11 protein-coding genes are annotated in these 12885 nt (G+C 71.2%); all 11 read left to right on the plus strand.

From position 1 onward, the window contains the following. Positions 1-149: 149 nt before the first annotated feature. The 11 genes from ACFSDF_RS11420 to proB all read left to right on the plus strand — a co-directional run bounded on the left by ACFSDF_RS11420 (position 150) and on the right by proB (position 12859). Positions 150-1691 (plus strand): ABC transporter substrate-binding protein, encoded by a 1542-nt coding sequence (locus tag ACFSDF_RS11420; protein ID WP_167007688.1) that lies wholly within the window; start codon positions 150-152, stop codon positions 1689-1691. A gap of 2 nt (positions 1692-1693) precedes the next feature. Next, positions 1694-2686: an ABC transporter permease gene (locus ACFSDF_RS11425; protein WP_167007691.1), complete on the plus strand. Its 993-nt coding sequence runs from the start codon at positions 1694-1696 to the stop codon at positions 2684-2686. Continuing rightward, positions 2683-3558, plus strand: a complete 876-nt coding sequence (locus ACFSDF_RS11430) for an ABC transporter permease (protein ID WP_167007694.1) — start codon at positions 2683-2685, stop codon at positions 3556-3558. The genes ACFSDF_RS11425 and ACFSDF_RS11430 overlap by 4 nt, the downstream gene beginning before the upstream one ends. After that, positions 3555-4559 carry an ABC transporter ATP-binding protein gene (locus tag ACFSDF_RS11435; RefSeq protein ID WP_167007697.1) on the plus strand — a complete coding sequence of 335 codons (1005 nt, stop codon included), beginning with the start codon at positions 3555-3557 and terminating at the stop codon, positions 4557-4559. The genes ACFSDF_RS11430 and ACFSDF_RS11435 overlap by 4 nt, the downstream gene beginning before the upstream one ends. Continuing rightward, entirely contained in the window at positions 4556-5497 is a 942-nt protein-coding gene (locus ACFSDF_RS11440; RefSeq protein WP_167251980.1) for an oligopeptide/dipeptide ABC transporter ATP-binding protein, read from the plus strand. The genes ACFSDF_RS11435 and ACFSDF_RS11440 overlap by 4 nt, the downstream gene beginning before the upstream one ends. Before the next feature lie 34 nt (positions 5498-5531). Then, positions 5532-6305, plus strand: a complete 774-nt coding sequence (locus ACFSDF_RS11445; RefSeq protein ID WP_167251979.1) for a TIGR03936 family radical SAM-associated protein — start codon at positions 5532-5534, stop codon at positions 6303-6305. A gap of 197 nt (positions 6306-6502) precedes the next feature. Next, positions 6503-9379, plus strand: coding sequence for an Rne/Rng family ribonuclease (locus tag ACFSDF_RS11450; protein WP_377157572.1), 2877 nt, complete (start codon positions 6503-6505; stop codon positions 9377-9379). A gap of 154 nt (positions 9380-9533) precedes the next feature. After that, entirely contained in the window at positions 9534-9842 is a 309-nt protein-coding gene (rplU, locus tag ACFSDF_RS11455) for a 50S ribosomal protein L21 (protein WP_167007710.1), read from the plus strand. A 21-nt stretch (positions 9843-9863) separates the two neighbouring features. Continuing rightward, positions 9864-10118 (plus strand): 50S ribosomal protein L27, encoded by a 255-nt coding sequence (gene rpmA / locus ACFSDF_RS11460; RefSeq protein ID WP_139085531.1) that lies wholly within the window; start codon positions 9864-9866, stop codon positions 10116-10118. Between the two features lie 137 nt (positions 10119-10255). Then, on the plus strand, positions 10256-11749 hold the full coding sequence (gene obgE, locus ACFSDF_RS11465) for a GTPase ObgE (protein ID WP_167007713.1): 1494 nt from the start codon (positions 10256-10258) through the stop codon (positions 11747-11749). Positions 11750-11773: 24 nt separating this feature from the next. After that, positions 11774-12859, plus strand: a complete 1086-nt coding sequence (gene proB / locus ACFSDF_RS11470; protein ID WP_167007716.1) for a glutamate 5-kinase — start codon at positions 11774-11776, stop codon at positions 12857-12859. Positions 12860-12885 lie beyond the last annotated feature (26 nt).

Below are 12885 nucleotides of genomic sequence, written 5' to 3' on the forward strand. Positions count from 1 at the left end.
TCGACCCCCTGCGGGTTCCGTGACGGTTCCAGGTCCACCCGGCCCCTTGACCGGAACCGAGGCGGCTCGCTAGCGTCCCGATATCGTATAGATTAGCCGCCTCGCGCCTTCAGGTCGTGGCGGCTCCGTGACGGATCGGTGGTACCTGCATGCGCGTGTTCCCCGGGGCCGACCTCGACCTCCGCAGGCGCGTGCGCGCCGCGGTGCTCGGTGCGACCTTCGTGACCCTCACCCTCTCGGCCTGCGGTGGGGGAGGAGGCGGATCAGCGAGCGGCGACACCGTCGACGACGCCCACGTCACCCTCGGAAGCTCGGCGATCAGCAACAGCCTCGATCCTGCCGCCGCACTCTCGTCGGTCGGGCGGACGTACACCAAGCAGGTCTTCGACCAGCTCGTGACGTTCGACGCGGAGGGCACGCTCCAACCGAGCCTCGCCACCGAGTGGAAGCGCGTCGACGACACCGCGATCGACTTCACCCTCCGCGAGGGGGTGACCTTCAGCAGCGGAGCCCCGCTCGACGCGGCCGCCGTCGCGGCGAACGTCGAGCGCGTGCTCTCGGGCGACCCTGCGTACGCGACGGTGGCCGGGCGCATCGCGACGGTGAAGGAGGCGAAGGCGGTCTCTCCCGACGTCGTACGGGTCGTCACCGCCGCTCCCGACGCGATCCTCCTTAACCGGATGACGCTGCTCGACATCGTCGACCCCGCGACGTTCGGCGATGACCGCCCGGCGGGCACGGGACCGTTCGAGGTCTCGGACTACGAGGCGGGCACAACGATCGAGCTCACCCGCAACGCCGACTCCTGGCGCGCGAGCGAGGCGGTGGAGAAGGTCACGATCAAGGCGATCCCCAACCCGACCACGCTCGCCAGCGCGCTGCGGACCGGCGACGTGGACGTGGCGTTCGGCCTGCCCGCCGACGTCGCCAAGCAGCTGGAGACGAACGGCTTCTCCAACGTCAACGAGCCAGCAGGATCCTCGGCGATCACCAGCCTCATCGCCGACGTCGAGCCGGCGCTCGAGGATCCGCGCGTTCGCGAGGCCATCAACCTGGCGGTCAACCGCGAGGAGTTCGTCGAGGCAGCGCTCGGTGGCTTCGGCACCCCGAACGGCAGCCAGCTCCTGCAGGAGGGCTACCTCGGGTACGACCCGTCGCTGCCCTCGTACGACTTCGACCTCGATCGGGTGAAGTCGCTGCTCTCCGAGGCCGGCGCTGAGGGCCTGGAGCTGCCGATCGCGACGACCGCGATGTTCAAGGCGCAGGCCGAGGCCGTCGCTGGCTACCTCAACGCGGCCGGGTTCAAGAGCGAGGTCGTGATCCAGGACCTCTCGGCGTTCATCCCGACGCTCCTCCAGAAGAGCGAGTACCCGCTGCTCTACTGGCAGACCGACTACTACGACCTGCGCGACATCTCGTCGGTGAGCCGCTTCGGACCCACGGCGCCGGGGCAGCAGGCCCACATCCCGGTGAACGACTACCAGAAGCTGTTCGTCCAGCAGGCGGGCCAGCTCGACGAGAAGGCACGCGAGGCCGACATCAAGGAGATGGCGAAGATCCTCAACGAGGAAGCCGGTGTCCTCTTCCTCGCCTGGACCGACAACGTCTACACGACGGCCCCGCGGATCTCGGACCTCCCGCTGTCCGGCGACAGCCTGATCCGCGCCGAGGCGATCGTCGTCACCGAGTGAGCGTGACCGGCGACGGGGCGGCGACTGCGGTCGTCGTCGCCCCGCCCCGGGCGCCTGGCACCCGTCGCCGGCGCCACGTACGGCGTGCGGGTGGCGCCGCCGCCCGGCTCGTCCTCACGCTCCTCGGCCTGCTGACGCTGCTCTTCTTCCTCGTACGGCTCAGTGGCGACCCTGCCGGAGTGCTCGCCGGGCCGTCCGCGACGCCCGAGCAGCTGGAGGCCGTACGGGCGGGTCTGGGGCTCGATCGCCCTCTCCCGGCCCAGTACGTGGCGTTCCTCGGCGACGCGGTCCGGCTCGACTTCGGCACCTCGGTGTTCACGGGAGAGTCCGCGCTCGGCACGGCGCTGGACGCCCTTCCTGCGACGCTCCTCCTGCTCGTGACGACGATGGTCACGTCGGTCGTCATCGGCATCCCCTGTGGCGTGCTCCTCGACCGCGGGGGCCGTGCGACGCGTGCGGTGATCGGATCGTGGATGACGCTGGCGCAGGCGGTCCCGACCTTCGTCCTCGGTGTCCTGCTCATCTACCTGCTGGCGGTCCGGCTCGGGTGGCTCCCCGCGTTCGGCAGCGGCACGCCTGCCACGCTGGTGATGCCGACGCTCGCGCTCGCCGCGTTCGCCGTCGCGCGGACAGCCCGCATGGTGGCCGCGGAGCTGGAGCAGGTGGAAGACCAGGACTTCCTCCGTACCGCCTCGGCCAAGGGCGCGTCGTCGCGCCGGGTCCTCTGGCGGCACGCCCTGCCCAACGCGTTCCCTGCGGTCGCCGCGGCGCTCGTCGTCGAGATGTCCTACCTGATCTCCGGAGCCGTCGTCGTGGAGGTCCTGTTCGCCTACGACGGCATCGGCAAGGAGCTCGTGGACGCGATCTTCGCCCGCGACTACCCGCTCGTCCAAGCCACCGTCTTCGTGATCGGAGTGTTCGTCGTGACCGTCAACATCCTCGGCGACGCGCTGCTCACGATGCTCGACCCGCGCACCGCGAGGGCCCGCACATGAGACGCCGCCGTCCCGACCTTCGCGTGTGGGCCCCGCTGGTGGTCCTCGCCCTCATCGTGCTCGCGTGCTTCGCGGGCCCGACGCTGCTCGGACCCGACGGTGCCCAGCAGGCGCTCGGTGAGCGGCTCGCGCCACCCGCCTGGCTCTCCGGGGCCGTCGACGGCAAGCCGCTCGGCACGGACGCCTTCGGCCGCGACATGCTCACCCGCACCCTGGAGGGCGGACGTGTGTCGCTCCAGGTCGGGTTCGGCGCCGCGACCGGGGCGGTCGTCATCGGCCTGCTGCTCGGGCTCGTGGCGGGCTACTGGGGCGGCTGGTGGGACCGGGCGATCATGACGGTCGCCGACGTCTGGCTCGCCTTCCCGTTCCTCGTGATCGCCCTGGCCGCCGTCGCCGTCGTGGGCTCGGACATCCCCGTCCTCGTCGCGCTGCTGACGCTCGGCGGCTGGGTGCTCCCCACCCGGGTGACTCGGACGATCGTCCAGCGGGTCCGCGGCGAGGACTACGTCGTCGCCGCGGCAGGTGCGGGCGCGAGCGACCTCTATCTCGTACGGCGCCACATCCTGCCGCAGGTGCTCCCCGCCAATCTCGTCGTCTGGTCCTTCACGGTTGGCGCGCTGGTCGTCATCGAAGGCGCGCTGTCGTTCTTGGGGCTCGGTGTGAAGCCGCCGACCCCGTCCTGGGGCAACATCGTCTCCGACGGCACCCCCTACCTCGAGACGGCGTGGTGGATCGTCGCCTGGCCTGCCCTGATGATCGTGGTTACGGTCATGTGCGCCAACGCGCTCGGCACGGGCCTGCGCAGGCGCTGGCAGGCCGGTGCCGGCGTCCTCGACCCGTCCGCTTCGCTCGACACGAGGGTGGCCCCATGACGCCGGCGCTGGAGATCGAGGACCTGTGGGTCGAGGCCGGCCCCGCAGACGATCCGCTCGTCCTGGTCAGAGGCGTCGACCTGGCTGTCGAGCCGGGGACGGTCGTGGGCCTGGTCGGCGAGTCGGGCTCGGGCAAGACCGTCACATGCATGTCCGCGCTGGGGCTCGCCGGCCGTGGTGTCCGGATCACCCGCGGGTCCGTCCGTGCGCAGGGCACGGAGCTGGTTGGCGCAGACGAGGCCACGATGCGCCGCGTCCGAGGCGGCGTGGTCGGCACCGTCTTCCAGGACCCGCTGAGCTCGCTCAACCCGCTCCAGCGCATCGGCGACCAGATCGCGGAGGCGCTCGTGCTCCACCGCGGAGGCAGGCGTCGCGCGCACCGCGAGCGGGTGGTCTCGCTCCTCGCTCACGTCGGCGTCCCGGCTCCCGAGCAGCGCGCCAGGGCCTACCCCCACGAGCTGTCGGGCGGCCTGCGCCAACGCGTCGCGATCGCGATGGCGCTCGCCAACGACCCGGCGGTGCTCGTCGCCGACGAGCCGACGACCGCGCTCGACGTGACCGTCCAGGCGCAGGTGCTCGACGTGATCCGAGCAGCGACGCGCGACGAGGGCCGCGCCACGCTCCTGGTGACTCACGACCTGGGCGTCGTCGCGGAGGCCGCCGACCGTGTGGCGGTGATGTATGCCGGGCAGATCGTCGAGGAGGGCCCGGTCGCGTCGGTGTTCGCAGCGCCCCAGCACCCCTATACCCGCGGTCTGCTCGCCAGTCGCCCCGTCGTCGCACCCGGCCGTCGCAGGCTCAGCGCCATGCCCGGGCGGCCGCCGCTCCCGGGTGCGTGGCCGCTCGGATGCGCGTTCGAGGCGCGGTGCCCGAGCGCCGACGACGCGTGCGGCGAGGAGCCCCCGGTCCACCGCGGCAACGACGGCTGGGCGCGCTGCTGGCGGCTCCCGAGCGACGGAGCCCCCGATGGCTCCGCTGAGACCCAGGAGAGCGCCGTATGAGTCCCGTCCTTGAGCTCTCCACCCTCGCCAAGGGGTACGACGTCCCGGGTGGCGGTGCTCGTCTGACCGCGGTCGACGGGGTGAGCCTCAGCATCGGCGCCGGGGAGACGTACGCCCTCGTGGGCGAGAGCGGGTGCGGCAAGTCGACGCTCGCCCGGATGGCCGCCATGCTCACCGCACGTGACTCCGGTGAGGTGTTCTGGTCGGGGCAGCCGGTGTCGGGGATGAGCCGCCGCGCCCTGCGGAGCGTCCGCGACCACACACAGGTCGTGTTCCAGGATCCCGCTGCGGCGCTGTCGCCGCGTCTGCGTGTGGCCGAGGCGATCGAGGAGCCGCTGCGGATCCGTGGCCGTACCGGCTCGCGCTCGGTCGCCGAGCTGCTCGACTCCGTCGGCCTCGACCGGTCGATGGGCGGCCGCTACCCCCGCGAGCTCAGCGGCGGCCAGCGCCAGCGGGTCGTGATCGCGCGGGCGCTCGCGCTCGACCCACGCCTTCTCGTGCTCGACGAGCCGGTCGCGTCGCTCGACGTCTCCGTCCAGGCCCAGGTCCTCAACCTCTTGGCCGATCTGCAGGCCTCGAACGGGCTCGCCTACCTGCTGATCGCGCACGACCTCGCCGTGGTGAGCAGCGTGGCGGACCGTATCGGGGTCATGTACCTCGGCCAGATCGTCGAGGAGGGCCCCGCTGACGAGCTCGTCACACAGCCTCGGCATCCGTACACCCAGATGCTGATCACCTCCGTGCCCGCCTTCACGCCGGGGGAGCGGGTCTCGCGGCCCCCGATCCTCGGCGACCCGCCGAGCCCGACTGCCCGTCGTACGGGGTGTGCCTTCGCTGCCCGCTGCGTGTCGGCGACGTCGGTGTGCCACGAGGAGGCTCCCGCGCCGCGTGACCTCGAGGGTGTCCTCGTACGGTGCCACCACGCGTCCGGCACCTGACCGGCGGACAGGGGGCCTCGGTTACGCTCGCACCGTGACGAGTCCCGACCGCACCCCGGCCAACCCCGAGGCGCCCAACCCGCAGCTCCCGACCGTTCAGAAGCTGCGGATCCGGTACGCGAAGCGGGGGCGGCTGCGCTTCACCAGCCACCGGGACTTCGGCCGGGCCTTCGAGCGGGCCGTACGCCGTGCGGGGGTCCCGATCGCACACTCGTCCGGATTCACCCCGCACCCCAAGATCTCGTACGCCGGCGCGTCCCCGACAGGGGCCGCCAGCGAGGCCGAGTACCTCGAGATCGGCGTGATCCGCCCGCTCGACCCCGAAAAGGTCGCCGGGGTGCTCGACACCGCTCTTCCGCCCGGTCTCGACATCCTCGAGGTGGTCGCCGTCAAGGAGGGGACCGGGTCGTTCGCGGACCGGCTCGAGGCCAGCCAGTGGCGCCTCGAGCTGCCCGGTGTGGCGCCTGACGAGGCGCAGCGCGCCGTGGCCGCGTTCCTCGCGGCCGACGAGGTCCCGGTCGAGCGGATGACCAAGAAGGGGCTGCGCACCTTCGACAGCCGGAGCGCCGTCGTTCGCCTGGAGTGCCGGATGTCACCCGACGTTCAGGCGCCGTGTGCGATACTGGACCTGGTCGTACGTCACGGCACCCCGTCCGTACGACCCGACGATGTTCTCGCCGGGCTCCGCGCCATCGCGGGTCTTGCGCTGTCGGCAGCCCCTGTGGCCACCCGGCTGGTGCAAGGTCCTCTTGATGCGCAGGCCGGCACGGTCGGCGATCCGTTCGCGCCCGACCGCGACGCGTCGTAGGCGCACGACGCCTGCGGCGGCGACCGCGGCGGCGGACGGGGCGCCAGTGACAGGCCGACAACAACGGAGGGCGTCGTCGAAGCCCGGTCACCCGGGCCGACCGCAGGCTTGCGTCCGCTGTGCGACCACCGGTTGCACGCGGCGACGACATCGCCTCGCGACCTGCTTCGGCGGCCGCGAGGCCGAAGGAGCGAACCATGCTCGACGAGCAGAATCCCTCGGCACCCTCCGCGGACGCCGAGTCCCACCCCGACAACGCCTCTGACTCGGGCGCGACGGTCACGACCCGCCGCCGTCGCGCGGCCTCACGCCCAGCCGGCCCACCGACGGCCGCAGTCTTCTCCGAGGCCCGCGAGCCAGCCAAGCCGGCGCGCGCCACCCGCACGCGCAAGGCGGCCGCGAAGGTCACGAAGGCCGACGAGCCGACCGAGCAGGCCGACACCGCCGATTCCACCCCTGCCGCTCCCACGGTCACCAAGACCACCCGGACGCGCAAGAAGGCGGCCTCCCGCTCCGCGGGCCCCGCCACCCCCGTCGCGGAGACGACCGACACGCACATCCCGGCCGAGGCCGCGGACGTGGAGGCTGTCGCGCAGGCACCTGCGGCTGAGGACGCCGAGGCTGAGACCCCGGCCGACGTCGTCGAGGTCCTCGAGACCGCCGAGGCCGAGCCCGAGGCCGAGCCCGAGGCCGAGGCCTCCGCCCCGACCCGGCGCGCTGCGTTCGTCGCGCCACTGTTCCAGGCGCCGGAGCCCACGACGCCTCCCCGTCGCAAGCGCCGCACCGAGCCTGTCGAGGCCGAGGACGACGACCACGAGGGTGTTGTCGCCGAGCGTCCCGACGACCGCCGCACCCGGAGCGAACGCGACGATCGTGACGACGCTGACGTGAGCGACGACGACGCCGAGGATGGCGACGAGGACAGCGACGAGGGAGACGGCACCACGCCGGCCCGCCGCCGCCGTCGTCGCGGCGGCCGCCGCCGCCGCAAGCCGACCACCGACGAGGACGTCGACACCGACGACGAGGACGACTCCCAGGACGGCGAGCAGGATGCCGCCGAGGCGTCTGCCGAGCCCTCCGACGACGACGACGACGCCGACACCGAGGGCGCCGACGCGGGCGAGGATGCGGACTCGTCCAGCGGGTCGAGCCGTCGCCGTCGCCGTCGCCGTCGTCGCGGGGAGGACAGCGACGCCGCCACCACCACCGACGACCCCGAGAACACCGTCGTCCGGGTCCGCGAGCGCCGCAGCCCCGAGGACGAGATCACCAGCGTCGCCGGTTCGACGCGGCTCGAGGCCAAGAAGCAGCGCCGCCGCGAGGGCCGCGAGGCCGGCCGCCGCCGTACGCCGATCGTGTCCGAGGCCGAGTTCCTGGCCCGCCGCGAGTCGGTCAAGCGGGAGATGGTGATCCGCCAGCGCGACGAGCTGACCCAGATCGCGGTCCTCGAGGACGACGTGCTCGTCGAGCACTACGTGTCGCGCGAGTCTCAGAACTCGATGATCGGCAACGTCTACATCGGGCGCGTCCAGAACGTGCTGCCGTCGATGGAGGCCGCGTTCGTCGACATCGGCAAGGGGCGCAACGCCGTCTTGTATGCCGGCGAGGTCGACTGGAGCAAGCTCGGTGACGGCAAGCCCCGCAAGATCGAAGAGGTCCTCAAGTCCGGGCAGACCGTGCTCGTCCAGGTGACGAAGGACCCGGTCGGCCACAAGGGTTCGCGCCTGACCAGCCAGATCAGCCTGCCGGGCCGTTTCCTCGTGTACGTCCCGGGGGGCCAGAGCAGCGGCATCTCCCGCAAGCTGCCGGACACCGAGCGCAACCGCCTCAAGTCGCTGCTCAAGGGCATCCTCCCCGAGGACGCCGGTGTGATCATCCGCACCGCGGCCGAGGGCGCGACCGAGGACCAGCTCACGCGTGACGTCGAGGCGCTCGACGCCCGCTGGAAGGACATCGAGAAGAAGGCGGGCTCCGGATCCGCTCCGCAGCTGCTCTACGGAGAGCCGGACCTCACCATCAAGGTGGTCCGTGACCTTTTCAACGAGGACTTCGCTCGGCTCGTTGTCGACGGGGCCGACGCCTCGGAGATCATCGAGGGCTACGTCAGCCACGTGGCGCCCGACCTCAAGGACCGGGTCGAGACGTGGAAGGGCTCGGAGTCGGGCGACGCCTTCTCGGCGTACCGGATCGACGAGCAGATCGCCAAAGCCCTCGACCGCAAGGTCTGGCTGCCGTCAGGCGGCTCGCTCATCATCGACCGGACCGAGGCGATGACCGTCGTCGACGTCAACACCGGCAAGTTCACCGGGTCGGGCGGCAACCTCGAGGAGACCGTCACCAAGAACAACCTGGAGGCGGCCGAGGAGATCGTGCGCCAGCTCCGGCTGCGCGACATCGGCGGCATCATCGTCATCGACTTCATCGACATGGTGCTCGAGAGCAACCGCGACCTCGTGCTGCGCCGCCTCGTCGAGTGCCTGGGCCGTGACCGTACGCGCCACCAGGTCGCCGAGGTGACTTCACTGGGGCTCGTTCAGATGACCCGCAAGCGGATCGGTACGGGGCTCCTCGAGGCGTTCAGCGAGCCCTGCGAGCACTGCGCCGGCCGCGGCCTCATCGTCCACGACCACCCGGACGAGCCCAAGAAGTCGGCCGACGAGAGCAGGCGTTCTCGCGGCGGACGTGGCAAGCGCAACGACGGCGATCAGCCGAAGCAGGCGAAGGGTGGCGAGCCGAAGAGCAGGTCGGGCCGCAAGCCTCAGGACGAGGACGCGTCGAAGGACGAGTCCACGACCGAGGACGCGCCCGTCGACGAGGCGAAGCCCGATGAGAGCGCACCTGTTGCTGACGTCCCCGCGACGGAGGCGTCGTCGGCCGACGGCGAGACTCCGGCTCCCCGCAAGCGCCGTCGTCGTCGCTCAGGCGGGACCGACAGGTCCGCTGACCAGTCTGCGGAGCAGCCGTCAGAGCAGTCTGCGGAGGCCGCCTCGCAGGGTGGTGTGGAATCGCCCGGTACGCTGGACGGCGGAGTACCCGACCCCGTTTTGACCGGCGACGGGGAGACTCCGTAGACTAGATGATCGGCACGCCTGTGTGCGTGCCGGTCTGTGTGCCCAGCCGAGTGCCCAGCATTGTTGCTCAGCGCCTGGCGGTGGCACCACCCCTAAGTTTTGGACAGCCCAGCTCCGACAGTGGAGCAGCAACGAGTGAGGATGTGAGTCGGCGGTGTACGCGATCGTGCGCAGTGGCGGCCAGCAGCAGAAGGTCGCGGTCGGCGACGTCATCGAGATCGACAAGGTCAAGACCACGGTCGGTGAGTCGGTCGAGCTCCCCGCCGTGCTCCTCGTCGACGGCGACGCGGTGACCTCGGACGCTGACTCGCTCGCCAAGGTCTCCGTGACCGCCGAGGTCATCGGCGCGACCAAGGGCCCCAAGATCATCATCCAGAAGTACAAGAACAAGACCGGTTACAAGAAGCGCCAGGGGCACCGCCAGCACTACACCCAGGTCAAGATCACCGGCATCTCGAAGTGACGCGAAAGTAGGCTCGAGCACATGGCACACAAGAAGGGCGCCGCTTCTACCAAGAACGGCCGTGACTCCAACTCGCAGCGCCTCGGTGTGAAGCGCTTCGGTGGTCAGCAGGTGAGCGCCGGCGAGATCATCGTCCGCCAGCGTGGCACCCACTTCCACCCCGGCACCAACGTCGGCCGTGGTGGCGACGACACGCTGTTCGCACTCGCCGCTGGTGCGGTCGAGTTCGGCACGCGTCGTGGTCGTCGCGTGATCAACATCGTCCCGTCGGAGTGATCTGACGGACTTCGACGTAGACGAGGGGCGGGTCCGCAGCACGCGGGCTCGCCCCTCGTCCCGTCTCGTCGGGATTCTGCCGACCGGATCGGCGCGAGCACACCCGTACGAGAGACAATCCTGAGGAGGTGGCACGGATGGCAGTCCCGACGTTCGTCGACAAGGTGACCCTGCACGTCAAGGGCGGTGACGGCGGCAACGGCATCGCCTCGGTGCACCGCGAGAAGTTCAAGCCGCTCGGCGGCCCCGACGGAGGCAACGGAGGCCACGGCGGCGACGTCGTCCTGCGGGTCTCTCCTGACGTGACCACGCTGGTCGACTACTACCACGAGCCCCACCGCCGAGGCGGCAAGGGAACCCACGGCAGCGGCGGCAACCGCAACGGCGGGCAGGGCGACGACCTGGTGCTCCCGGTGCCGGAGGGCACCGTCGTTCGAGGCGCCGATGGCGAGCTCCTCGCCGACCTCGTCGGCCAGGGCACCGAGCTCGTCGTCGCGCAGGGCGGACGGGGCGGCCTCGGCAACGCGGCGCTCGCCTCGAGCAAGCGCAAGGCTCCGGGGTTCGCGCTCAAGGGCGAGCCGGGAGACGAGCGCTCGATCACCCTCGAGCTCAAGGTCGTCGCCGACATCGGCCTCGTCGGATTCCCCAGCGCGGGCAAGTCCAGCCTGATCGCGGCGCTGTCGCGCGCCCGTCCCAAGATCGCCGACTATCCGTTCACGACGCTCGTCCCGAACCTCGGGGTGGTCGTGGCGGGTGACACCACGTACACGGTCGCCGACGTCCCCGGCCTCATCGAGGGCGCGGCCGACGGCCGCGGCCTGGGCCACGACTTCCTGCGGCACGTGGAGCGGTGCGCGGCGCTCGTGCACGTCATCGACTGTGCGACCATCGAGCCCGGTCGCGATCCGCTGACCGACCTCGACGTCATCGAGGGCGAGCTCAGCGCGTACGGCGGCCTCGACGACCGGCCGCGACTGGTCGCCCTCAACAAGGTCGACGTCCCCGACGCCAAGACGATCGCCGAGTTCGTCCGGGGCGAGCTGGAGGAGCGTGGCCTGGAGGTCTTCGAGATCTCCGCGGCGAGCCACGAGGGCCTCAAGGCGCTGTCGTACGCGATGGCAGAGGTCGTCGCGTCGTCCCGCAAGGCCACCACGCCCGCTCCGGCCACACGGACGATCCTGCAGCCTCGCTCGGCCGACGGCGGCGACGACTTCACCATCACTCATGTGGGCGGTCAGTGGATCGTCCGCGGCGAGAAGCCCGAGCGGTGGGTGCGCCAGACCGACTTCACCAACGACGAGGCCGTCGGATTCCTCGCCGACCGCCTGAACCGGCTCGGTGTCGAGACGCGGCTGCTCGCGATGGGAGCCGAGGCCGGCGACGATGTCGTCATCGGCAGCGTCGACGATGCCGTGGTGTTCGACTTCGACCCGCAGATCAGTGCCGGGGCCGAGCTGCTCGGCTCGCGTCGCGGCGAGGACGACCGACTCATCGAGAACCATCGCCGTACCAACAAGCAGCGCCGCGACGACCTCGCCCGCAAGCGCGAGTTCGAGCAGACGGCGCGCGAGGTCCGCGAGGGGGACAGGGTCGTCCCCGACAACCTGTGGTCGGAGGACGACGAGGAGTGAGGCAGGCATTGTGGGGGTGACGTCGTGAGGATCGTCGTCAAGGTCGGCTCGTCGTCGCTCAGCTCGGCGGACGGGGGGCTCGACCTGTCACGCTTGCACACGCTCGTCGACGCGCTCGCTGCCGCCCGCGAGCGGGGCGACGAGGTCGTGCTCGTGAGCTCCGGCGCTATCGCGTCAGGGCTGAGGCCTCTCGGCCTTCCCGCGCGCCCACGCGACCTCGCGACCCAGCAGGCGGCGGCGAGCGTGGGGCAGGGGCTGCTGGTGGCGCGCTACACCGAACGGTTCGCGCGCCACGACCTCGTCGTCGGCCAGGTGCTGCTGACCGTGGACGACGTCGTCCGCCGCACCCACTACCGCAACGCCTACCGGACACTGGCCCGCCTGCTGGACCTCGGCGTCGTGCCCGTCGTCAACGAGAACGACACGGTCGCCACAGGTGAGATCCGCTTCGGCGACAACGACCGGCTGGCGGCGCTCGTCGCCCACCTCGTCCACGCCGACCGGCTCGTGCTGCTCTCGGACGTCGACGGACTGTACGACGGCAACCCGACGCTTCCGGGGACGTCCTTGATCCCCGATGTCCGCAGCGACGGTGACCTGGAGGGCCTCGACCTCGCCAAGCCGAGCCAGTCCAAGGTCGGTACGGGCGGGATGGTGACCAAGGTCGAGGCCGCCCGCATCGCCACGGGAGCCGGCATCCCCGTGGTGCTCACGAGTGCGGCGCAGGTGGGAGAGGCGCTCGAGGGCAAGCCGGTCGGCACGACCTTCCACCCGACCGGTCGCCGGCGGCCCACCCGCCTGCTCTGGCTCGCCCATGCGACCACGGGCAAGGGCACTCTGGTGCTCGACGCGGGTGCCGTGCGCGCGCTGGTCGAGCGCCGGGCATCGCTCTTGCCCGCCGGTGTGGTCGGGGTCCAGGGTGCCTTCGACTCCGGTGACCCGGTCGACCTCGCGGCCGAGGACGGCACGGTTGTCGCCAGAGGTTTGGTGAACTACGACGCCTCGGAGCTGCCGCGGATGATCGGTCGCTCGACTCACGACCTGGCCGCCGAGCTGGGTGCCGAGTACGAGCGCGAACTGGTGCACCGCGACGACCTCGTCGTGCTCTGAGCCAATCCTCGTAACTTCATCACGTG

This window comes from Mumia zhuanghuii (assembly GCF_042681565.1).
In the GTDB taxonomy this organism is placed as follows: Bacteria; Actinomycetota; Actinomycetes; order Propionibacteriales; family Nocardioidaceae; genus Mumia.